The organism is Actinoplanes sp. NPDC051513, from assembly GCF_044454685.1.
GTDB lineage: Bacteria > Actinomycetota > Actinomycetes > Mycobacteriales > Micromonosporaceae > Actinoplanes.
In genome coordinates this window covers 12,478-35,186 of record NZ_JBITDW010000041.1, presented here as the reverse complement: position 1 = coordinate 35,186, position 22,709 = coordinate 12,478, and the positions used below count along the sequence as shown (strand labels likewise).

15 protein-coding genes and 1 pseudogene are annotated in these 22,709 nt (G+C 68.0%); 9 read left to right on the top strand and 7 right to left on the bottom strand.

All coding sequences use genetic code 11. From position 1 onward, the window contains the following. Positions 1 to 198 precede the first annotated feature (198 nt). The 6 genes from ACIA5D_RS49925 to ACIA5D_RS49900 are packed head-to-tail and all read left to right on the top strand — an operon-like array spanning position 199 to position 9,165. Entirely contained in the window at positions 199 to 1,767 is a 1,569-nt protein-coding gene (locus ACIA5D_RS49925; RefSeq protein WP_396037789.1) for an APC family permease, read from the top strand. Further along, the gene (locus tag ACIA5D_RS49920; protein WP_396037788.1) at positions 1,764 to 2,609 is read left to right on the top strand and encodes an urea amidolyase associated protein UAAP1; all 846 of its coding nucleotides are present in this window, start codon (positions 1,764 to 1,766) and stop codon (positions 2,607 to 2,609) included. The genes ACIA5D_RS49925 and ACIA5D_RS49920 overlap by 4 nt, the downstream gene beginning before the upstream one ends. Next, positions 2,606 to 3,247, top strand: coding sequence for an urea amidolyase associated protein UAAP2 (locus ACIA5D_RS49915; RefSeq protein WP_396037787.1), 642 nt, complete (start codon positions 2,606 to 2,608; stop codon positions 3,245 to 3,247). The genes ACIA5D_RS49920 and ACIA5D_RS49915 overlap by 4 nt, the downstream gene beginning before the upstream one ends. Further along, on the top strand, positions 3,244 to 6,807 hold the full coding sequence (uca, locus tag ACIA5D_RS49910) for an urea carboxylase (protein WP_396037786.1): 3,564 nt from the start codon (positions 3,244 to 3,246) through the stop codon (positions 6,805 to 6,807). The genes ACIA5D_RS49915 and uca overlap by 4 nt, the downstream gene beginning before the upstream one ends. Further along, positions 6,804 to 8,480 (top strand): allophanate hydrolase, encoded by a 1,677-nt coding sequence (gene atzF / locus ACIA5D_RS49905; RefSeq protein ID WP_396037785.1) that lies wholly within the window; start codon positions 6,804 to 6,806, stop codon positions 8,478 to 8,480. The genes uca and atzF overlap by 4 nt, the downstream gene beginning before the upstream one ends. Positions 8,481 to 8,484: 4 nt before the next feature. Beyond that, a complete protein-coding gene (locus ACIA5D_RS49900) occupies positions 8,485 to 9,165 on the top strand; it encodes a helix-turn-helix domain-containing protein (protein WP_396037784.1) in 681 nt (226 codons plus the stop codon). A gap of 102 nt (positions 9,166 to 9,267) precedes the next feature. Here the strand turns inward: ACIA5D_RS49900 and ACIA5D_RS49895 are convergent, their stop codons facing one another. Then, positions 9,268 to 9,414, bottom strand: a complete 147-nt coding sequence (locus tag ACIA5D_RS49895) for a hypothetical protein (protein WP_396037783.1) — start codon at positions 9,412 to 9,414, stop codon at positions 9,268 to 9,270. Positions 9,415 to 9,658: 244 nt separating this feature from the next. Continuing rightward, positions 9,659 to 10,150, bottom strand: a complete 492-nt coding sequence (locus ACIA5D_RS49890) for a hypothetical protein (RefSeq protein WP_396037782.1) — start codon at positions 10,148 to 10,150, stop codon at positions 9,659 to 9,661. 266 nt (positions 10,151 to 10,416) lie between these two features. On the opposite strand from ACIA5D_RS49890, the pseudogene ACIA5D_RS49885 reads away from it, so the two are divergent. After that, positions 10,417 to 10,872: pseudogene (locus ACIA5D_RS49885) on the top strand (DnaB-like helicase C-terminal domain-containing protein); the annotation flags it as partial. A 429-nt stretch (positions 10,873 to 11,301) separates the two neighbouring features. Here the strand turns inward: ACIA5D_RS49885 and ACIA5D_RS49880 are convergent. The 4 genes from ACIA5D_RS49880 to ACIA5D_RS49865 all read right to left on the bottom strand — a co-directional run bounded on the left by ACIA5D_RS49880 (position 11,302) and on the right by ACIA5D_RS49865 (position 16,793). Beyond that, positions 11,302 to 15,177, bottom strand: a complete 3,876-nt coding sequence (locus ACIA5D_RS49880) for an SGNH/GDSL hydrolase family protein (protein WP_396037781.1) — start codon at positions 15,175 to 15,177, stop codon at positions 11,302 to 11,304. A gap of 70 nt (positions 15,178 to 15,247) precedes the next feature. Then, positions 15,248 to 15,685, bottom strand: coding sequence for a hypothetical protein (locus ACIA5D_RS49875; protein WP_396037780.1), 438 nt, complete (start codon positions 15,683 to 15,685; stop codon positions 15,248 to 15,250). A 143-nt stretch (positions 15,686 to 15,828) separates the two neighbouring features. Further along, complete coding sequence (locus ACIA5D_RS49870) at positions 15,829 to 16,263, bottom strand: hypothetical protein (RefSeq protein ID WP_396037779.1); 435 nt, start codon at positions 16,261 to 16,263, stop codon at positions 15,829 to 15,831. Positions 16,264 to 16,559: 296 nt separating this feature from the next. Next, positions 16,560 to 16,793: a hypothetical protein gene (locus ACIA5D_RS49865; RefSeq protein ID WP_396037778.1), complete on the bottom strand. Its 234-nt coding sequence runs from the start codon at positions 16,791 to 16,793 to the stop codon at positions 16,560 to 16,562. Between the two features lie 333 nt (positions 16,794 to 17,126). On the opposite strand from ACIA5D_RS49865, the gene ACIA5D_RS49860 reads away from it, so the two are divergent. Then, positions 17,127 to 17,831, top strand: coding sequence for a hypothetical protein (locus tag ACIA5D_RS49860; RefSeq protein WP_396037777.1), 705 nt, complete (start codon positions 17,127 to 17,129; stop codon positions 17,829 to 17,831). A gap of 117 nt (positions 17,832 to 17,948) precedes the next feature. On the opposite strand, the gene ACIA5D_RS49855 is transcribed toward ACIA5D_RS49860, so the two are convergent. Next, entirely contained in the window at positions 17,949 to 18,104 is a 156-nt protein-coding gene (locus ACIA5D_RS49855; protein WP_396037776.1) for a dihydrofolate reductase family protein, read from the bottom strand. 520 nt (positions 18,105 to 18,624) lie between these two features. Here ACIA5D_RS49855 and ACIA5D_RS49850 point away from each other — a divergent pair. After that, a complete protein-coding gene (locus ACIA5D_RS49850; RefSeq protein ID WP_396037775.1) occupies positions 18,625 to 21,534 on the top strand; it encodes a BTAD domain-containing putative transcriptional regulator in 2,910 nt (969 codons plus the stop codon). Positions 21,535 to 22,709: the final 1,175 nt, after the last annotated feature.

Genomic DNA, 22,709 nt, shown 5'->3' with positions numbered 1-22,709 from the left:
CATCGTCGGGATCGTCACCGAGGGCGCCTGGCCCAGCGGGTCTCTGCCGGAGCTGGGCCTGGACTGGCCGACGGTCATCGCGAATTAACGCGGCGGAACCGGGTCTTAACGTCGCGGAACTGCTTCCGGAACACCCGGGCTCCAACCTCAGGTCCATTACCTGTCAGGCGACAGATAAGACCCGCCGGAGGTGGAGTCATGAGCGCAACCGAGTCCGCGCCCGTCCGCAGCGCGGACGTCGACCCTGGTCACATCGGCTACAAACAAGAACTGCACCGGGGTGTCGGGACGTTCGCGTCCTTCGCCGCGGGTTTCTCCTTCGTTTCGATCCTGACCACGGTGTTCCAGCTTTTCGGGCTGGGCTTCCTGCTGGGCGGGGCCTCGTTCTTCTGGTCCTGGCCGGTGGTATTCGCCGGGCAGCTGTGCGTCGCGCTGTGCTTCTCCGAGTTGGCCGGCCGCTGGCCGGTGTCCGGTGCGATCTTCCAGTGGTCGAGCCGGCTGGCCGGGGTGAGCTGGGGCTTCTTCACCGGCTGGATCATGGTGATCGGCCAGATTCTCACCGTCGCGGTGGCGGCGATCGCCATGCAGGCCGTGCTCCCGGCCATCTGGTCGGGCTTCCAGATGGTCGGCGGCTCGTCGGCCGACCCGTCGATCCTCTCCGCGACCGGGGCGCAGAACGCGATCATCCTCGGCGTGCTCCTGCTGGCCGTCACGACGCTGGTGAACGTGCTGGGCATCCGGCAGATGGCCGCGGCCACCAGCGTCGGCGTCGCGGTGGAGATCGTCGGCGTGATCGTGCTGATCGGGGTGCTGTTCGCGCTCTCGGAGCGGGGCCCGTCGGTGGTGCTGCACCACACTGGCTGGAACGGCAGCGGTCCCTACTTCTTCGCTTGGCTGGCCTCCGCGCTGATGGCCGCGTACGTCATGGTCGGTTTTGATTCGGCCGGCGAGCTGGCGGAGGAGACCCACGCGCCGCGCAAGACCACGCCGAAGACGATCATCCGCGCGCTGACCACCTCGGGCCTGGGCGGCGGCCTGCTGATCCTGGCCGCACTGATGGCCGCCCCAAGCCTCACCGACGGCAACCTCTCCTCGCTCGGCTTGTCCTGGGTGCTCACCGAGCGGCTCGGCAGCGTGCTGGGCCGGCTGCTGCTCTGCTGCGTCGCGGTTGCGGTCTTTGCCTGCACCCTGGCCTGCCAGACCTCCGGGGCGCGGATGATGTACTCGATGTCGCGCGAGGGCGCCCTCCCGTTCGCGAAGGCGCTGGGCAAGGTCTCGCCGCGCACCGGGACGCCCATCCTCACCTCGATCGTGGTCGGCGGTGGCGCGGCGATCGCGCTGCTCGTGAACATCAACTCCACGACGATCTTCACCGCGCTCTCCAGCATCTGCATCGCGATGCTCTACATCGGCTACCTCGGTGTCACGCTCCCGCTGCTGGTGGTGCGGATCCGGCACCGGAACACCGACCGGTTCCCGGCCGGGGTGGACGAGGACGGCAAGCCGCTGTTCTCGATCGGCCGGTTCGGGCTCGCCGTCAACGTCGTGGCGGTGATCTACCAAGTGATCATGGTGGTCAACCTGATGTGGCCGCGGACGGAGATCTACGACCTCTCGCCGAACGGGAACTGGGTGCTGCAGTACAGCGCCCTGCTGCTGGTTACCGCCGTGGTGGCCATCGGCGCCGGTTACTTCGGCTACAAGCGGCTGCACCGACGGATCGAACTGGTCCACGTTCCGCACACTCACGTGCCTGCCGAAGCATGAACATCCGCGCCGAACACCGCACCGACAGCGTCCTCAGCGCGCGGGACGACGCCCGTGCCCAGGCCGGGCTGAGCAGCGAGTGGATGCCCTATCTGCCCGCGTCGAGCAGCCCGTACCTCCCCGCCGGGGTCGACCCGGCCGGGCTCACCTGGGCCGAGACGGTGGCGCCTGGCGGGTACACGCACAAGGTGCTCGCCCGGGGCACGCGGCTGCGCCTGGACGATCCCACCGGACAGGCGTGCGCGCACCTGCTCGTCTACAACGCGCTCGAGCCGGTGGAGCGGCTGAACGTGGCCGACACGCTGAAGATCCCGTGGCAGGCCTACCTGCGGGCGGGCACGCCGCTGCTCTCCGGCGACGGGCGGGTGCTCGCCAGCCTGGTCGAGGACTCCTCGGGGCGCCACGATGCGTTCTGCGGCACCACCACCGAGGCCTGGAACGAGCGCAAGTACGGCGACGCCCGGCCGGAGGGGCCCTCGCCCGCCGGGCGCAGCCTGTTCGTCAAGGCGGCCGCCAAGCACGGCCTCACCCGGCGCGACCTGCCGCCCAGCGTCAGCTTCTTCCAGGGCATCCGGGTCGCGGACGACGGCGAGCTGGGCTGGCTCGGCTCGGCCGGGCCCGGCACTCACGTGACGCTGGTGACGGAGCTGCCGCTGCTGGTGCTGCTGGCCAACGTCGCCCACCCGCGCGACCCCCGGCCCGAGTACGTGGTCGGGCCGCTACGGGTGCACGCGTGGCGCGGCGAGGCCACCGGCCCCGCCGACCCGCGGTTCGACGCCACCCCGGAGTTGAACCGCGCCTACCTCAACACCGTCGACTACGCGGAGGCACGCGGGTTATGACCGTCCTTGAGTGGAGTGGGCCCCTCGTCGGCGGCGCCGTGACCAAAGACGAACGCGTGGCGCCGAACGCGTCCTGGTCGGGCGTCGTCGCGGCCGGGCAGGTGCTCACGATCGTCGACGTCGGCGGCAACCAGTCGGCAGACTGCCTGATCTACAACGCGCACGACCCGGACGAGCGGTACAGCGTGCCCGACACGCTGGCCTGGCAGGGCAACGCGTACGTCCGCACCGGCACCGTCCTGCGCAGCAACGAGGGACGCCCGCTGATGACGGTCGTCGCCAACGAGATCGACCGGCAGGACACCATCGGCGGGGCGTGTGGCAAGGAGTCCAACACCCTGCGCTACGGCCGCCACGTGATGTTCCACCACGGCTGCCGGGAGAACTTCCTCAGCGAGGGGGCCAAGCACGGCCTCGGCGTACGGGATCTGGTCTCGAATTTGAATTGGTTCATGAACGTCCCGGTCGAGCCCGACGGTGCGCTGGGGATCGTGGACGGGATGTCGGGGCCGGGCAAGCGGGTGGCGGTGCGGGCCGAGATCGACGTGCTGGTGGTCGTCTCCAACTGCCCGCAGATGAACAACCCGTGCAACGACTTCAACCCCACGCCGCTGCGCATGATCGTGGTGCAGCCGTGAGCACGGTGCTGATCGCGAACCGTGGCGAGATCGCCCGCCGGATCATCCGCACGGCCCGCAAGCTAAACCTGCGTACGGTCGCGGTGTTCTCCGACGCCGACCGGGCTGCGCCGCACGTGCGTGAGGCCGACGCCGCGGTCCGGCTCGGCCCGGCGCCGGCCCGGGAGTCGTACCTGCGTGGCGATCTGATACTCGCCGCCGCGCTGAGCAGCGGAGCCGAGATCATCCACCCCGGCTACGGATTTCTCTCCGAGAGCGCCGAGTTCGCCCGCGAGGTGGAGGCGGCCGGGCTCTGGTTCGCCGGCCCGACGCCCGAGCAGATCGTCGCGTTCGGCGCCAAGCACACCGCCCGGGCGCTGGCCGAGCAGGCCGGCGTTCCGCTGCTGGCCGGCACCGGGCTGCTGGGCTCGGCCGACGAGGCGGTGGCCGCGGCGGAGGCGATCGGCCTGCCGGTGATGCTGAAGGCGACCGGCGGCGGGGGCGGGATCGGCATGCAGGCCTGCGCCTCGCCGGACGAGGTGCGCGCGGCCTTCGCGCGGGTTGAGGCGCTGGCCCGGGCGAACTTCGACTCCGCCGGGGTCTTCCTCGAACGGCTGGTCCGGCCCGCCCGCCACGTCGAGGTGCAGGTCTTCGGCGACGGCGCCGGGCGGATCGCGGTCCTCGGCGACCGGGACTGCTCGCTGCAGCGCCGCAACCAGAAGGTGCTCGAGGAGGCGCCCGCGCCGGGCCTGCCCGGGCCCGTCCGGGAGCGGCTGCACGCCGGCGCCCGAACGCTACTGGCCACGGTGGACTACCGGGGCGCCGGCACGGTCGAGTTCGTGTACGACCCGGTCCGGGCGGAGGCCGCCTTCCTGGAGGTCAACACCCGGCTGCAGGTCGAGCACCCGGTCACCGAGGAGGTCTTCGGGGTCGACCTGGTGGCGCTGCAGCTGGAGCTGGCCGGCGCCGGGTCGGTGGATCCCGCGCTGTTCGAGCGGGACTGGCGGCCGTCCGGGTTCGCGGTGGAGGCGCGGGTCTACGCCGAGGACCCGGCGAAGGATTCGCTGCCGTCCTCCGGCCTGGTCACCCGGGCGGCGTTCCCGACCTCAATTCCCGGCGTACGGGTGGACGGATATGTCGAGACCGGCCTGGAGGTCTCGCCGTACTACGATCCGATGCTGGCCAAGGTCATCGCCACCGGCCAAACCCGCGACGAAGCCCTCGACCTGCTCGGCGAGGCTCTCGACGCGACCCGGATCGACGGCATCGTCACCAACCTGGGGCTGCTGCGCTCGCTCACCGACGACGCCGACCTGCGCGCCGCCGTCCACTCGACCACGACGCTGCGGTCCACGGCCGACCCTCGGCCGCGGATCGACGTGGCCGCGCCGGGGCCGATGACCACCGTCCAGGAACTGCCCGGGCGGCTGGGGTACTGGCACATCGGGGTGCCGCCGAGTGGGCCGTTCGATGCCGTCTCGTTCGCCGAGGCGAACCTGGCGGTGGGCAACCCGGCCGGGAAACCCGCGCTGGAGGTCACCGCGGGCGGCCTGTCGGTCCGGTTCTCCACGCCGTCGGTCGTCGCGGTGACGGGGGCCCCGGTGCCGCTCACCTTGGACGACGAGCCGGTGGATCTGTGGACCGCGATCGAGGTGCCCGCCGGGGGAGTGCTCACCCTCGGCTCGTCGACCGGTCCCGGGCTGCGCACGTACGTCGCGGTGCGCGGCGGCCTGGACGTGCCGTCCTATCTGGGCAGCGCGGCCACCTTCACGCTCGGCGGGTTCGGCGGCCACGGCGGCCGGGCGCTGCTCGCCGGCGACGTGCTGCGCCCCGGCCACGTCGAGGATGGTGAGGAATTGCCCGCGCCGACTCCCCTCGATCGACGACCTCACCTGACGAACAGCTGGCAGGTCGGGGTCACCGAGGGACCGCACGCCGCGCCGGAGTTCTTCACCCGGGCGGACATCGAGGTCCTGTACGCCACCGACTACCAGGTGCACCACAATTCCGCGCGTACCGGCATCCGGCTGATCGGCCCGAAGCCGGCCTGGGCCCGGCCCGACGGCGGCGAGGCGGGCCTGCACCCGTCGAACATTCACGACACCCCGTACGCGGTCGGGGCTCTGGATTTCACCGGCGACACCCCGATCATCCTCGGGCCCGACGGACCGTCCCTGGGCGGCTTCGTCTGCCCGGCCGTGGTGGCCAGCGGCGAGCTGTGGAAGCTCGGCCAGCTCCGGCCCGGCGACACCGTACGGTTCGTTCCGGTCCGGGAGGCCGACGCGGCCGGTCTCATCAGCTGGCGCAGCGCCCCCACGGTCGCCACCCGGGGCGGCGACGGCGACGACGGCGTCCTCGGCCGGGTCGAGGCGAGCGCGGACGGCCCGGCGGTCAGCTACCGGCGCGACGGCGACGACAACGTGCTGGTCGAGTACGGACCGATGGAGCTCGACCTGGCGCTGCGCATGCGGGTGCACGCGCTGCAGGAGACCCTCGCCCGGCACCAGCCCGGGGGGATCCTCGACGTCACGCCGGGCATCAGGTCGCTGCAGGTCCACACCGACGCGAGCGTGCTGAAGGCCCGCGACGTCGCCGCCCTGCTGCGCGAGCTGGAGGCCGAGGTGCCGCCCACACACCAGCTGGTCGTCCCTTCGCGCACCGTCCGACTGCCGCTGAGCTGGGACGATCCGGCCACCCGGCTGGCCATCGAGCGATACATGGCCGGGGTACGCGACGACGCGCCCTGGTGCCCGTGGAACATCGAGTTCATCCGCCGGATCAACGGCCTGGACACACCCGACGACGTCTACCGCACGGTGTTCGACGCCAGCTATCTCGTGCTCGGGCTCGGCGACGTCTACCTGGGCGCGCCGGTCGCCACCCCACTGGACCCGCGGCACCGGCTGGTCACCACGAAGTACAACCCGGCCCGTACGTGGACGGCGGAGAACTCGGTGGGCATCGGCGGGGCGTACCTGTGCATCTACGGCATGGAGGGTCCCGGCGGCTACCAGTTCGTCGGCCGTACGATGCAGATCTGGAATCGCTTCCGCTACCGGGACCAGCCCTGGGCGCTGCGGTTCTTCGATCGGATCGAGTGGTACCCGGTGACCGCTGGGGAGCTGCTCGAACTCCGCGCCGAGAGCGACGCCGGCCGGCTCGCCCTCGACACCGCCGAGGGGTCGTTCTCGCTGGCGGAGTACAACGCGTTCCTGGCCGCGAACGCGGAGTCGATCGCTTCATTCCGCGGCCGGCAGTCGGCCGCGTTCGAGGCGGAGAAGGAACGGTGGCGGGCCGCCGGCGAGTTCGACCGGCGGGACACCGAGCCGCCGGCGTCGGCCGCGGAAGTGGCGCTGCCGGCCGGGGCCACGGCGGTGACCGCGCCGTTCACGGCCACGGTCTGGCAGCTGTCCGCCGCGCCCGGCGACCTGCTGGCCGCCGATGACCCCGTGCTGTCCCTGGAGGCGATGAAGATGGAGGCGAAGGTGACCACACCGGTGCCAGGCACCCTGGTCGAGTTGTACGTGAAGGCCGGAGAGCAGGTCGCTCCCGGCCAGATCCTCGCGGCGGTGCGGCCGTGACCGCAGACCTGGCGGCCCGAGTCAACGCCGCCTTCGACCGGATCGAGGCGGCCGACCGGCCGGAGATCTGGATCTCGCTGCGCGATCGGGCCGCGACCCTCGCCGAGGCGTCCGCGGTGGATCCGTCGTTGCCGCTGGCCGGCCTGGTTTTCGCGGTCAAGGACAACATCGACGTGTACGGCCTGCCCACCACGGCCGGCGCCCCGTCGTACGCCTACCGGCCCGGCGCCGACGCCACCGCGGTGGCCCGGCTGCGGGCGGCGGGCGCGGTGGTGATCGGCAAGACGAACCTCGATCAGTTCGCCACCGGCCTGGTCGGCACCCGGAGCCCGTACGGCGCCGTCCGCAACGCCTGGGATCCGGCGCGCATCTCCGGCGGCTCGTCGTCGGGGTCGGCGGTGGCGGTCGCGCTCGGCCTCGTCGACTTCGCGCTGGGCACCGACACGGCCGGGTCCGGCCGGGTTCCGGCGGCGCTGAACGGGATCGTCGGGGTGAAGCCGACCCGCGGTCTGGTCCCGGTCACCGGTGTGGTGCCTGCCTGCTACTCGCTCGACTGCGTGACCGTCTTCGCTCGCGACCTGACCCTCGGCCGTACGGTCGCCGAGCTGATGGAGGGGGTCGACCCGGCCGATCCGCTCTCCCGTTCTCTTCAACCGGCGCCGGCCGCACCGGCCCGACCGCGGATCGCCGTTCCCACCCCTTCGCACCTGCAGGGACTCGCGCCCGGATGGCGGGAGGCGTTCGCCGCGGCCGTACGCCGGTTCGCCTCGGCCGGCGCCGACATCGTCGAGGTCGACGTCGCGCCCCTGTTGGAGGCGGCGTCGCTGCTGTACGACGGGGCGTTCGTGGCCGAGCGGTACGCAGCCGTCGGAACGCACCTGGAGAAGCACGCCGACCTCATCGGCTCCGACCTGGATGCGACCGTCGCCGGCATCATCCTCGGCGGCAAGGAGAAGACCGCCGCCGACTGGGCCACCGACGCCGGCCGGCTCGCCACCCTCAGCGCCGCCGGCCGGGCGGCGCTCAGCGGCTGCGACGCGCTGCTCACCCCCACCACCACCGGGCATCCCACGCTGGCCGAGGTGGCCGCCGACCCGGTCGGGGCCAACGCTCGGATGGGCCGCTTCACGAACTTCGCGAACCTGCTGGACTACGCCTCACTGGCGGTGCCGGCCGGGTTCGTCGGCGGCCTGCCGTTCGGGGTGATGCTGACCGGGACCGCCTTCACCGACCGCGCGCTGGCCGACCTGGCCCGCCGGTTCGCCAACCCGGGCATCGACCTGTTCGTGGTCGGCGCCCACCTCACCGGCCAGCCGCTGAACGTCCAGCTGGCGGCGGCCGGCGGCACGCTCGTCGCGGCCACGGCCACCGCGCCGAGCTACGCCCTGCACGTGCTCGACACCGATCCGCCCAAGCCGGGGTTGGTCCGGGTCGGTGACGGCGGACGCAGCATCATGGGCGAACTGTGGCGACTCCCGGCGGATGGCTTCGGGGTCTTCGTCGGCTCCATCCCGGCGCCGATGGCCATCGGCCGGGTGACGCTGATCGACGCCACCTCGGTCAGCGGCTTCCTGGTCGAACCGGCGGCGCTGGAGAACGCGCCCGACATCAGCCACCTCGGCGGGTGGCGCGCCTACCTCGCCGAGCCCGCGGGGAACGCCATGAAAAGCTGACGACATGACGCAGCGGCCTCGACCGGGACGGCCACGCCATGCGCCCGCCTGGGGGCCGGCCGACGCCACTCCGCGCGAGCAGATCCTGGACGCGGCCGCCGCACTGTTCGCCGAGCGCGGCTTCGCCGCGACCACCACCCGCCTGATCGCCGAGCGGGTCGGCATCCGGCAGGCGTCGCTCTACTACCACTTCGCCGGCAAGGACGAACTGCTCATCGAGCTGCTGACCACCTCGGTCCGGCCCAGCCTGGACGCCGTCCGGCGGATCGAGGGGCTCGTCCCGGGCACCGCCAGCGCCGCCGCCGCGCTGTACCTGCTCGCGCTGATCGACGTGCAGACCCTCAGCCGCACGCCACACAACATCGGCACGCTGTACCTGCTCCCCGAGGTGCAGCACGAGCGATACGACTCGTTCCGCGCCGAACGCCAGGAACTGCAGGACGCGTACGGCCGGTTGGGCGCCCGGGCGGCCAGCCCTTCGGTGCTGGCCGGCGGCGGTGCGCAGCGCCTCGGCGAGCTGCTCATCCAGGTCACCGAGGTGGTGATCCAGATCCGTCGCGCCCGGGAGCCCGACAGCGCCGACGCGCAGGCGATCGCCGCCTCCTGCCTGCGGTTGTGTGGCTGCCCGCAGTCCACGATCGACCGGGCCCGCGCCGAGGCCGGAGAGCTACTCGCACGCGCTTGAGCGACTTCAGCCGGCGGTGCGTTCAGCCGGATCCGATCCAGGTTGACTACGAGTGTCGGCATCGCGGTCCAAACTCTCGGCGAGCGTGACGCCGAATCGCCGCTATCCGGCGGCCAGCCGGTAGGCGCGCAGGATCGTCCCGGTCATCGTGGTCCCGGTGGCGTCGGTTGCGGTGGCCCGTAGCGATGCGAACCCGCCACCGTCCGGGTGCCGGACGGTGGCGATCCAACCTGCCGGTGTCGCCCACAAGCCGGCACCGACGTTCGTATGCTCCGCGGTGAGCTGGCAGGCGAGTGGGCGCCGGCGCCCACAACTCATCGGCCACACAAGGTGATGTTGACGCTCCCGGTGACGTCCGGATTTGCCGAGAAGAGTGCGTCTTCAGCGCCTCCGCCGAATCGCTTATCAAGACAGCTGAATGCGGGACCCTCTTGCGTAGACATTGCCGAGAGCAGCGTACTACTGTCGGGGTCCGTACTTCGCCAGATGAACGCTATTCGTGCCGACCAAGCCACAGCTTGACGCCGATGTTCGTTAGACCGATTCCCACCAGCAATACCTGGTCGCCATGCTGTGCTGCCGAGACGAATGCCTCAGCCTGGTCAAATCCGTTTGGCTTTACGGGCATCCGTGTCCACGTCAGTCCTTCCGCAGAGGCCCACAGCAGACCAACGGCGCCCGGTTGGCCTGGTCCACCCGACGAACCTAAGGCCAGGAAGCCGCTGTTTAACGCAACCACCGCGTCGACATTGAGCTCGCTCACAGGAACAACGCCGGCATCCGGAAGGCGTCCGGGATCGAACGATTTGGCGCTATTCCAAATCTTTTCAGCAGGCCTTCGCGTCCACGCAATGCGTCTGTTGTCGGGGGTCCACCCGAGAAGCACGGCGCCTTTCGCTCCCATCGTTGCCGCGTCTAGAATCTGTGCATCCGGCAGATCGGCGGAATGGTCGCTCCACTCGACTCCATCTGACGACTCAAACATAACGTGGTCCAGCCCCTTATGGGAGCCTCCGCCAACGAGCAGAAATCCGCGGTCCGAGGCGGCCAAATCGGGGGAGCGAGGCCTGTCTTGTCGCCGGCCGGAGCTTTCACCGGCAAGGCGAAATTCTGTCCATCGCTAGCGAGCCACGTCCGGTAGCCGGTGGCGGGGGTGCCTCAAGGTTGTCCATGCTCGTTGGGCCGCTCAGTCCAGCGATTAGCACCCCCGTCGGTCCGGCCGCGATCGCGCACAGCGCCTCGTCGGGCCACAAGCGGGTGAGCGAAGACGTCGCCGCCCTGGGCGACATGCTGCAGCCCACGCTCGACGAGATCGAGGCGGTCGGCGCCTCGGGCGGCGTGATGAGCGGCGTGCCGAGCGGCTTCGGCGACCTCGACCGCCTGCTCAACGGCCTGCACCCCGGCCAGCTGATCATCGTGGCCGGCCGTCCCGGTCTCGGCAAGTCGACCGCGAGGATGGACTTCGCCCGCAACGCCGCCATCCGCCACAACTGCGCGAGTGCCATCTTCTCGCTCGAAATGAGCAAGATCGAGATGGTCATGCGGCTGCTCTCCGCCGAGGCCCGGGTGCCGCTGCACGTCCTGCGCTCCGGCCAGCTCACCGACGACGACTGGAGCAAGCTCGCCCGCCGCATCGGCGAGATCAGCGAGGCGCCGATCTTCGTCGACGACACCCCGAGCATGAAACTCATGGAGATCCGGGCCAGGGGCTGACCGTTGCCGAGACACAGGCACGTGAAAGCATCGGCCGTTCGCGAGGCGCGGGCTGACCACCAAATCCACACCCTGGCCGATTGCCGCGGCCGATCGTTACCCACGCTCATCACGCCGGGCCAGGCCGCCGACACCCGGCAGCTGATTCCGCTGCTCGAGCAAGTCCGCGTCGCCCGGCCCGGTGGGATCGGACGGCGCGCCGGCGCGCGCGTCATGTGGTGGCTGATCGCACTGCGCGGCCTACGCCGCGCGGTGAAGCAGCCGGGCTGTGGCGGTCCCCGACGTCGACCTGGACGCCGAGGTAGCGATGATCAAGCAGCAACGCATCGCCAGCGGTCACCTGATCAATGTAGGGCCGCACACCGGCGATCGTCCGTGTCGCAGGGAGTGCGGTCCCAAGCCTCCACAGTTTCGGTGATCGGGTCACATGTTCATGGATCGGAAGGTTCTGTTCAGACTGTTGGCGTATTTGGTGGCTCCCGCAATCTTCGGGTGGAAGGATTGCGCCGATGTCGGGTTGGCAGGGGTATCACCGGGCGTTCGGTCGGTGACGATGCCGTGGATTGTTTCTGGGTTTCCGCAGATTCCTTGTCCGGCGAAGTCTTGGCGTGGGTCGGAAAACCAGGTGAGTGCGCCGGCGTTCGTGGCGTCTGCGGCGGCGCCGCTCATCTCTTGTGCCATCACGTCACCCATGTCGTTCATCCATTTAGCCTCGTCGGGATTGAGCCCAACGTTGATCACGGGAAGGCTGACAATGCATGCGCCGTCTCGTTCCAGCAGCAGAGGGTATCCCATTAGAACGATCTTGGCGTTGGGGGCAAGGAGGTGGATGCGGACCAGCGTTTGTACGATCGACTGTCGGACTGCGGTCCGAATCAGTTGCGGCTCCGCTTGGATGAGTGGGGCGCTATCTCCGGAAAGGGTCGAGTTGTAGCACAGCACCGCAGTCGGGCTGATGCACTGCGTAACGATCCCGGCAAACCGAGCGTCGTTTCCGCCGATCGACACGGTGACAAGAGTGGTGTTCTTGTCGATGTATCCTTGGTCCAACTGGGCCAGTTCGCCGTACTCCCACTTGCCACCAGCGTCGCCGAAGTCGTTGGACACCCCGGAAGGCAACAGGTTCTCGGTTTGCGCGCCGGAGCAGGCGATGAGGTGATAGTCCATCGTGTTGTCTCTGCTGTCGGCGCGGGCGCCGATGCTCTGCGCCGAGTCGGCCAGGTACGCCTGACGTGACCAGGCATACCGCGAGCGGTGGCAGGCGTCCCGCCATGCGGGGTCTCCACCGTCGACGTCGGTCTCCTTGTAGTAGTCACCGCCTCCGGTAGCCGATGATCCCTCACCGGAGGAGTAGGAGTCGCCGAGGGAGACGACAAAGTCGCGGGGTTTTGCAGACAACGGCTGGATGGCAATGGCGTCCCAGGCGATGTCCTCGTCGCCGTCGCCGTCTGGTGTCTGGGTGCTGAGGCTGATCCTGGGTGTGCCGTTGAACTGGAACACGCCGAGTGAGAGCCAGGTGTTGGCCTGGGTGCGCTGCTGGACCACCCGATGAGAGCTGAGCACATCGTTGAGTGTGTATCGGGCCTGGCGGGTGTGTGCACCGTGGTCGGGTGTGCGGATCAGCACTCTGGCCCATCCGTTCAGACTCTGCCCCAGGGTCCAGGTTCCGGTGACCTTGAGCTTGTCGCGATAGCCCGGCATGCGGGTGTGCGCGAACCAGAAGTGGCCATTGTGGCCACCGTCGAGCTGATGAAGGTCAATCTTGCCCGGATAGGTTCCGGGCATCGCCGGGTCCTCGAGGAAGGAGAACGAGAAACTGCCCGCGCTGCTGGCTGTCCCGCATCGCGGGACCAGTGTTCCGCTCGGGACGTCGTCAATGACCAGGGATCCGCTGGGCAGTCCGGACGTCGCGGCGCATTGCGGCGGGTAGTGCGTGCCGTCCGGCTGCTCCGGGTAGCTGGTGTCGAAGCGGATCAACTCAAACCCGCAGGTGCTGTCACATGCGGGTTTCCAGGTCGCCGGTCTGGTCCACCAGCAGTAGGAGTCATATGCGCCGTTGTACCGGTGCAGACATGGGCCGCCGTCGGCGCCGCTCGTGCTGAAGGGGTCGCACTGGTTGGAACTGTCGCAGAACAACGCGTGCGGCGGGTCTGCCATGTCCTTCTCGTTGTCGTTGATCCACCAGGCTGGACGAAACCCGGGACCATCAGGGGTGTCGATGGCATAAGAGGCGAATCCCACCACTTTCTCCGGGTACGGCCACCGCTCGGGATGCGCAGCGTCAGCCCAGCTGTTGTGGTAGAGGAACGGCTTGCGGGTTGGGCTGTAGCGTGGGTTGATCGGGTTGTTGAACCAGCCCAAACCCCACACGCCGTGGTTCTGCGCAGCTTCGGACTGCTTGTGGAACCCGCTGTTGTACGCCCAAGCGGCGTAGAACCAGTTCTCGATCCGTTTCGGGTCGCCGTTGTTCAAGGCCATACCGGCGTCGGTCACCTGGTTCCACTTGTCCTGGATCAGGCTCATCCCAGCGGCGATATTCGTCGCGTAGTCCAGCGCGACCGCCCGCTGCTGGGTAGCCGACAGGATGACCTCACCCGGCTTGGGATGTGCGGTCATCCGCATCCCGTCGGTGCGCTGCGAAATGCCATAGCCGCAGTCAGAGTCGTCCCAGTGGATCATCCAATCGAGGATCTCACCGCTCGTATCATCAAGTTTGAGCCCGTACACATTGCCGGTCAGCGGGTTGCCGTATTCACCCGAAAACGCTTTACCGGTGGCCTGCCACAGGTTGGACTCCTGCGCGAGGATGCCCAGGAAGATCTGCGGCGGCACATGAACACCCCCCGCGACAGGCGGAAACAGGCTCTGTGGTGAGAATGCCGGCAGCCCGAACCCTTTGAACCCAGCCGGCCGAGTCACGGTCAACGCACCCTGTACCGCCATATCCACCGCCCACTCGGCCTGCCGCGGTGTCGGCTGATAAGCCATCGTCCGTACGTCGTTCCGGGCAATCGAGCAGTACCGATCACTGTCGATCGGACTCGTCGACGAACCCGCCAAGGCTGACACAGAACCGCTGCCCGGGCCGGTGGAGCCAGCAATGGGCGGCGCCGTACCGCCTGACGGGTCGCGGCCGCCCATCCGTCCCTCAGGCTGGACGGCAAACCGCACGGACTCGCCTGTCCCTGTCGCCACGGCATCGATCATCACCGGCTGCGGCTCGAGCGGATCCGAAAGGGCCACCACTTCGCCCGCGAGGGGAGCTCGCTTGGTGGCAACCGATGTCAGCGCCAAGCCGCCGATGACCGACACCTCGGCGCCCGCCGGCGCTTTGACCTGACGTACGGTCTTCGGCAAACCGTCAACCTTGCGGGGATTGCCAGTAATGAACACCGTGCCGCCCCTACCTCGGCTCAGTCCTAGTTGGTCCCAGCCGCCCGTGGCCAAGACCAAGGACTTCCCTTCAACGGCTCGCAACACCCGAATCGAGTCGCGCGTCAAGTCCAGGTACGTGACGCCGCCCTCGCTGTCGGGTTGCAGCGAGAATGGGGCACCGCTCTCCGTGGTCATCGGGGTCATCGGGGTCATCACCCCGGTGGTCCCGATTCGGACCAGCTGCCGGCCGGACGCGGCAACGATCTCGTCCCCTGCCGGGACTGCCGAGGTAACCTGCCCGGCCAGCACGATGGCCGGCTTCAACTTGCCCGCTTCCGCGTCCACGGGTACCAGTCGCGTCTTGCCTAGGTCCTCGTCACCTTCTTGGGTGAGTATCGCCACCTCCCCAGTTCCACAGCCGGGATTGAAGTAGGCCAGACTCGACATCACCGCCAGCTTGGTCACCGCGCCGTTGCGCAGATCCACGATCGCGGTAAACCCGCCCCGCCGCGCCAGCACCTCGTTGTTCGTGAACGCCCGCGGCGCATACACCACGACTACGCGATCGCCCGAGCCGGTCATACAGGCGTTACCGATCCATTGGTCCGTGTCCAACCCGGGTTCGGCGAGCGTCGCTACCGTCCGCCACGTGTAACCCGTTCGCGCCTCGGCGACCAAGACGTGAAGCCCGGTTGCGTCACCGCTCGTCGTCCACGCCATATCCGACGAGGTACGCCACGCCTTGCCGAGGACAACAGCCCGACGCTCCGACGGCACCGTTGCGGCACCAATGCGCGACGAATCCACGCCGCCGTCCGACCGCGGGCCGGGTGGGCGCGCCACCGCCGCATCGCTTACCGACCCAAGCAACGAGAGCGCCAGTACGGCACTGCCAGCAACGGCGATAGACCGGGCTCTGCTCATAGGAACTCCACGGCACAGAAATTGACCACCAAATTGTTGCCGACGACCGAGTTATGCGGCGGCACCGGGCTCAGCAAGCGTCATCCCATGGCGTCCATGTGCCATGGACGTTGAAGCGACACCAGCTGGTCCAATTGTCCGTGCCGACAGTTCGCACGCCTTCGTATCCGGTGTCGTGGGCCGGGTAGGCTCCGTTCGGAATGAACCGGCTGGCCTTGCCGCCGAGACTCTTCCAGCCGCCGCTACCCTGCCAGGCGTGCCAAACGGCGTAGTTTGTCCCAATGTAGAAATATTCTCGGCTACCGCCCGAATGCACGTAATAGAACGCACTGAACTCACAAATAGTCTTACCGACGTACCCATACACGTTGACGGTATTACAGACCGTCAGTGTCGCCGAGTCGCCGACGGACGAGGATCCGGGAATGACCACAACATCGACAATGTCACCACTCGGGACGCTCGCTTGCGCCGCCGGAGCAAATCCCAGAACCATCGAGCCAAACACGACACCAACTGCGAGCCTACCCAGAATTCGCCGACGCGTCGCTGCTAGTGATCGCATAAACCCTCCAATAAACGGATCTATGGGAGCCCGAGGGTGAGATTTTCCCGGGCTCCCCGGACAGTGGGAGCGGCCGTCGGACGACGTTAACCGTCGTGACTGCGCTGGGTGTATGCAGTGCACCAATTTTCGAACGTGTTGGGGTCGCCAGGGCCATCCGACAGGCAGACCTTGAGCCCGACATAGTCACCCGCGTGGACATCGCCGAACGCTGCGAACGGATCCCAGAGCACGGGGTCGCCCGCATAGCCGTTGCCGTTGTACTTCCAGCCAAGGTAATCGCCGTTGAGCCAGGCATATGCCTTGGTGCCGTAGCCGTCGGCATAGTAATCATGGATGACAACGTAGTCGTCGTTGTCGCCGCCTCCGGGCCATCCTTCACCAGCGTCAACGAAGTCGACACAGGCCCTTTCAAGAGCGCACACCCAGAAGCTGTCGTTGTAGCGCGCTGCCTGGGCCGGGCTGGCGAAGGTAGCGATCACGATCAACACGACCGTCAGTATCGCCATCGTCCGCTTCATGTCCATCTCCTTTCTGTGTTGGGCGGCAGACATGGAATCGCTACCAGCTCGACATCAAGGCAAAGCGTCGTGGATCGGCGACGTTCTACAGGTCTCATCCACGTCCTCTCTCATCCACGTCCCCCTCCTAGTGCCACAGTTTTAATACCGTCGGCTCTCGATGACTTGGAGGTGTCACGAGCGAATATACTTCTACACTGCACAGGACCTGCACAATCCCCGCATAGAGCGCTGCACTCGAAATCCTCTCGCTGCAAATGTGCTGCGCGGCGTTCGGTGAGAACTAGCTCGCGTCACTATTGGTGACGGTTCCGGTCGAGCGCGCGGCGCGTACCGTCCACAAGGGTCGCCGTCCCGCTGACGTCACGAAGCCGCCCGCGGATGGCGCGGGCCGGGGTGCTCAGGCGACGTTGCGCGTAAGAGAGCGCGGTCGCGGAGAGGGTGGCCAGGGCGGCGCTGGCGACTGCGGCCGCGTTGATCGGCGGGGGCTGAGCCACGAACCCGACCACCACCGGGAACCCCCCACGCATTCCGTTGCCATCCAGCGGTACTTCCTCCGGTACACCTCAACGCTGCTTGGTACTCGGCGCAGCCGGGAGCCCAGCGCTGCGGCATTTCCGTCTCCGCGACAATCGCACTGCCTCGGCAATACCGCTCGGCCCGCTGAGCCATGTCGCCACGTGGGTGAGGGTCACTGCACGATCGGCTCGGCGTTTCATTATCGTTTCCAAATCGATACCACACGCTCGACGCGGCCAATATCGCAAATTTGGCCGGGACAACATTCGTACGAATGTGATTATGTCGCGCGGCGCCGGGTATGTATCCGCGCGACGTCCATTAGGCAAAAGGAGTTGCCGCCGATGAGTACCCACCTCCGCGCAACGCAACGGCTGGGAGCGGTCCTGGTAGCGGCTGCACTACTGGTCGCGTCGTCCGCTGCCACAGCCGTACCGGCCTCGCCCCGGACCCAAGCCACCGCCTCGCCGCCTGCGCCCACCCTCGACAGCGCCACCATCAGAGGCGACAACGTCGTCCTGATCTGGTCGCCCCCGGCGGGCAACGGCATCACGGATCACGCTGTCTTCGCCAACGGAAGGTTCCTGTTCCGTACGCTCAGCCCGGACATCACCACCGTCTTCCTCGCCTCCGAAGGCCTCTCCGGCGGGGAGGTGTTCACGGTCGCCGCCGAGGACAGCCAGCTCAATCAATCGCCGCCCAGCAACGGACTGAAGGCGGTGCCTCCACGCGTGCTGCCCGCACCCGTGCTGCTCAGCGGCAGCGTCGTCCCGGTCAATCCTCCGCCCTTCGTTAGGGTCACACTGACCTGGAGGGCGTCGCGGAGCGATCAGGACGTGATCACGTACACGATCTTCGCGACCGTCAGTGGAACGCCCCGCCCAGTCACCTCGGCGGACAATGTGACAAACCTGACCTTCATCCCTGACCCATGCGGTCCCATCGGGAGCTGCCCGTTGACTGGACGGGAGCCGTACACCGTGGTCGCCAGCGACCGCACCTTGGCCGTATCGCCGGCGAGCAACGCTATCGTTCCTACTCCTGTCTAGGCGGATGACTAGCAGTAACTGGAAGCAGGACAGGCATCAATGAAGTAGCCTCGCGGGCCGCCGAAGCCTTCCAGGGCACCGCGACCCGACGAGGCGGCCTCAGGTATCAGCGTCCGGTCACCGATCGATCAAGTCGTGCGGCATGAGTGAGCGGATGAGAGCCGCGCTGCCATGGATCTGGAGTTCACGGCCGGGTCGGCGCTTCAGCTTGGCGACCTCGTCGGCGACATCTCCCTTGAGCAGCATCGAGTTGTTCCACTCGACCTCGTCCAAGGGGTGGAGGCAACGTACTTGGGAAGGCTGTTCAGCCTGGTTGCGAAGGGGTCATTCTCATCGGTGACATGCGGCCAATGTCCCGCGAATAGTTCGTAGGTCTGCCTTTCCAGCAGGAAGGCGTCGGCCGCCGCGACCAGGCCGGCGTGCAGTTCGAGCAGTTCCTCGTCGATGTAGAGGCGTACCTCCCGCGAGTGGCGGGCTTCTGCTCAACGAGGTGCCTACCGGTGTAGATCAGCGACATCGTCGACCTCAAAGGTTTGGATGGTGTGGGCGGGCAGGTCTACCGCTGGCCGCTTGCCGCCCGAGGCGGCCGTTCGGGTCGGCGTCGGTCGCCCAGCTGCGGACCCGGGCCACCGACGGTAGCGAACCGGGACGGATCGTAGGTGACCTGTTGTGGTGGGTACATCTATCTCCGTCTCAAGGGCAAAGCGAAACTACCAGCACAAACAAAGATCACGTCACTTTGAAATCCCCTGGCAGTACCACGTGGCCGGGACGTCGATTACGATCGCTGGACGTGGAGTTTCTGCTACTCGGCACGCTGGAAGTGCGGGACCGGGACGGAGAGCCGATCGCTGTCGGTCGTCGCCAGGAACGCTGCCTATTGGGTCTGCTTCTGCTCGACGTTGGCCGAACGGTATCAACGGAGCGGCTGGTCAGCCTGCTCTGGCCGGAGCGCCCTGCGCAGGACCCGCGTGCAACACTACGTACCTACGTTTCACGACTGCGTAGCCGGATCGCCGCCAGCTCGGACGGCGCCGCGCTGCGCTTGTCCGTAAAGCCGGGCGGGGTGCTGGCCGAGACCGACCCGGCGTTGGTGGACGCGCATCGCTTTGCCCGTCAGGTCCACCTGGCCCGGGCCGATGCCGACCCAACCCGCCGCTCCGAGCTGCTCGGACCGGCGCTCGCGCTCTGGCGCGGCCCACTGCTCGCTGACGTGGCCTCCGACGGGTTGCGCGAGCGGGTCGGCGCCGAGTTGACCGAGCTGCGCCTGGCAGCCACCTGGATGTATGTCGACGCCGAACTTGCGCGCGGCCGGCATCACGAGGTGCTCGGCGCGCTCGCCACGTCCATCGCCGCGTACCCGCTGCACGAGCCACTCGTCGGCCGGTTCATGCTCGCGCTGCACCGGGCCGGCCGAGACGCCGACGCGCTCACCGCGTACCAAAACCTGCGCGCCCGGATGGCCGACGCGCTCGGCACCGATCCCAGTCCGCAGCTGCGCGACCGGTATGTGGCGATCCTGCGTCAGGACCCGGCGCTCGACTCGCCTGAGGCATCCGACCAACCGGCCCACGGGGTCCCTGAGAAGATCGCGACCGGCGGACACCGCTCGACCGGACCTGATGTCCCGGCCCAGCTACCCGTGGCCATGTCTGGCTTCGTTGGCCGTGAAGCCCAGTTGGCCCGGCTCGATGCAATCCTCGCCGCCACCGGCAAGCAGCGAACGTCGATGTCCATCACCGTACTGTCGGGTACCGCGGGCGTCGGCAAGACAACCCTGGCGGTGCACTGGGCGCACCGGGTCGCCGACCGGTTCCCGGACGGGCAGCTGTACATCAACCTGCGTGGCTTCGACCCCGGTGACCGGGCGATGGCCCCGGCCGAGGCCATGCGCGGGTTCCTGGACGCCCTCGGCGTGCCACCCGAACGCGCGCCCTCCACATTGGATGCTCAGGCCGCTCTGTTCCGTAGCCTGCTCGCCGGCAAACAGATGCTGGTCCTGCTGGACAACGCCCGCGACGCCGACCAGGTCCGGCCACTGCTGCCCGGCGGCCCCACCGCGCTGGCGGTGGTGACCAGCCGCAACCAGCTCACCCCGCTGGTTGCCATCGACAACGCCCGCCCCCTCGCCATCGACCTGCTGTCTACAGCGGAGGCACAAGAGCTGCTGGTCGGGCGTCTCGGAACCGACCGGGTCGCCGCTGAACCCTACGCAGTCGACCAGATCATCACCGCATGCGCCCGACTGCCCCTCGCGTTAGCCGTCGCCGCGGCCCGAATTCAGCAGACCGGCTTCTCGCTGGCGATCCTCGCCGCCGAACTCCGCGACACCGCAACCCGACTGGACGCCCTTGATGCTGGTGATGCGACCAGCCAGGTGCGAGCGGTGTTCTCCTGCTCCTACAACGTCCTGACCCCATCTACGGCCCGGTTGTTCCGGCTCCTCGGCCTACACCCCGGCCCAGACATCTCCATCCGAGCCGTGGCCAGCCTAGCCGGCGTGTCGCCACCTCAGGCCAAGGTGCTACTGGACGAACTTGCCCGCGCCAACCTGATCGTCGAGCATGTCCCCGGCCGGTTCGCCTCCCATGACCTGCTGCGCGCCTACGCCACCGAACTGGTCAATACCGTGGATACCGGTGCCGACCGATCAGCGGCGTGGAGCCGGACCCTCGATTACTACCTGCACACCGCCGATGTCGCCAATCGGCTGCAGGACCCACACCGGGACTGGATCACCTTGTCCCAGCCTCATCCCGGCGCCGACCCCGAGGACCTTGCCGGCCCCGAACACGCGCTGGCCTGGTTTATCGTCGAACGCCCGGTCCTGGTCGCGATCACGCGGCAGGCGGCCGCCATGCTCGACACTCGCACGTGGCAGTTGGCATGGAACCTCGCCGACTTCCTCGACGGGCAGGGGCATTGGCACGATTGGACAACAACACAGAACGCGGCCCTGGAAGTCGCGCGGCAACACGCCGACCGGATCGGAATGGCACACGCCCATCGATCGCTCGGCCGCGCCTACACCCGGCTCAGTCAAGGCGAGGACGCGGACTGGCACGCCCGCCAGGCCCTCGAGCTGTACCGCCAGCTCGGCAACCCCATCGGTCAGGGCCGCAGCAGCCTGAGGCTTGCAGGGCTGCTCGAACGGCGCGGCGACTACGCCGAAGCGCTGCACCATTGCCGGCAAGCCCTTGACCTGTTCGTTTCCGCCGGATACCTGGCCGGAAAGGCCGATGCCCTCAACGCGATTGGCTGGTGTCACGCCAAGCTTGGCGACCACGAGCATGCCCTGACCTACTGCCGCGAAGCCCTTGTCGCACAGCAGGAGATTGGCGATCAGGCTGGTGCCGCCGACACCTGGGACAGTCTCGGCTACTCGCACCACCATCTGCGCCACTACCCTCAGGCCATCACGTGCTACCAGCGCGCCATCGAGCTGTTCCAGGGACGCGGCGACCGCTACTACGAGGCCGTTTCCTTGATCCACCTTGGCGACACTCATGACGGCGCCGGCGATACTGATGCCGCCCGCGGCGCATGGCAACACGCTCTGGCCATCCTCAGCCAGCTCGGCCACTCCGACGCCAATCAGGTCCGGACCAGACTTCACGGGTCCGGACAGCGAGGCGTGCCAAAACCACCCTCACCTCGGCGTGCCTCGCAGCAACCTCGTCCAGGAACGGCTCACACAAGCTGATATTCGCCCCGCGGCCATACTGTCGGCGCACACGTAGTTGGCCCAGCCCGCGGTTACCGAGATGTTCCGGCAGGTGCGCCCTGGACAGGTCCAGAAAGCAGCGGACGAGGCCATGATCCGGCTGGTATCGCATCCTCATGCGGCGCCTCCGGTCGGGTTGCCGGCGCCGCCGACCAGGTCGCAACCGCGGACGTGGTCGACGATGCTTGCGGCCTGGGGAATACTCGCTCACCGGTCGGTGATCCCTTCCCGGTGCAGCCCGGCCGCGAGGGCCTGCCCCGCGGCGGTGCGTTGCGCGGCCGTGCCCGCGCCAGCAGGACCAGCGCCGTGAAGCACACCCAGGGCAGCACGTGCGCACCACCAACGACCATGTACTCGTTGCCGAAGAAACCGGTGGTCAGGTCGCAGGTTCGCCGTGAACGAAAGAGGCGGGTTGGGCGTGCCCGGCCATCCATTCCAATCCGTGAGCAGCTTGCTGGGGCAGCGCGAGGCCCACCACGGACATCGCCAAGGCGCCAGCGAACAGGCCTTCGAGGTATAGCTCCAGGTTGCGTAAAGTTCCACGTACCGCTGATCGTGAGGATGATGGTCAGCACAGGGATGCCAGGTAGCGGCTGCCGCGAACCCGACTTTGTGTCCTCCCCGCAGCCTATCCATCGAGCCACGTAGCGCAATGGACAGACGGCCTGGTACCCGGCCCGCCGCCGCGTGCCAGTTCAACATTGCGAGAATGCCGAATGACGTGCCACTACGGCGCTGATGACGGCCGCGTCGTTTGGCCGTGAGCTTGGGCTACTACCAGTGATCCGTGCGAGAACCGGCCGGATCAGGCGATGCCCGAGGAAGTGCAGCACTGTATCTGCGATCACCGCGGCTGTGCGGATCCGCCAGCATCCGGTGACGGCACGCGGTGCCCCAACGGCTGGAAACAAATCGGTAACGCGGTTGGTAACCCGTTACCGCGAGGCTCACCCCGGGATCGCGATTGCTTGCACACCCGAGGGAGAGCCGATGATGCGTGCGACCACCGTGGAAGGAAGACGGTTCGGCCCGACGGTGCGACTTCAACGGGGTCTGGCACGGCTGGCACCGCAGCCCGTGAACCGGGTATCGGTGTCGCGCCTGGCGTCTGCACTGACGCCACGCTCCAAGCGTCAGACGAGCCGAGCCGCTCA

What these genes read in the sequence shown, in the direction of transcription:
- ACIA5D_RS49925 (WP_396037789.1), top strand. Translation starts at nt 199, where the DNA reads ATGAGCGCAACCGAGTCCGCGCCCGTCCGCAGCGCGGACGTCGACCCT.
- ACIA5D_RS49920 (WP_396037788.1), top strand. Translation starts at nt 1,764, where the DNA reads ATGAACATCCGCGCCGAACACCGCACCGACAGCGTCCTCAGCGCGCGG.
- ACIA5D_RS49915 (WP_396037787.1), top strand. Translation starts at nt 2,606, where the DNA reads ATGACCGTCCTTGAGTGGAGTGGGCCCCTCGTCGGCGGCGCCGTGACC.
- ACIA5D_RS49900 (WP_396037784.1), top strand. Translation starts at nt 8,485, where the DNA reads ATGACGCAGCGGCCTCGACCGGGACGGCCACGCCATGCGCCCGCCTGG.
- ACIA5D_RS49890 (WP_396037782.1), bottom strand. Translation starts at nt 10,150, where the DNA reads ATGTTTGAGTCGTCAGATGGAGTCGAGTGGAGCGACCATTCCGCCGAT.
- ACIA5D_RS49880 (WP_396037781.1), bottom strand. Translation starts at nt 15,177, where the DNA reads ATGAGCAGAGCCCGGTCTATCGCCGTTGCTGGCAGTGCCGTACTGGCG.
- ACIA5D_RS49870 (WP_396037779.1), bottom strand. Translation starts at nt 16,263, where the DNA reads ATGAAGCGGACGATGGCGATACTGACGGTCGTGTTGATCGTGATCGCT.
- ACIA5D_RS49865 (WP_396037778.1), bottom strand. Translation starts at nt 16,793, where the DNA reads ATGCGTGGGGGGTTCCCGGTGGTGGTCGGGTTCGTGGCTCAGCCCCCG.
- ACIA5D_RS49860 (WP_396037777.1), top strand. Translation starts at nt 17,127, where the DNA reads ATGAGTACCCACCTCCGCGCAACGCAACGGCTGGGAGCGGTCCTGGTA.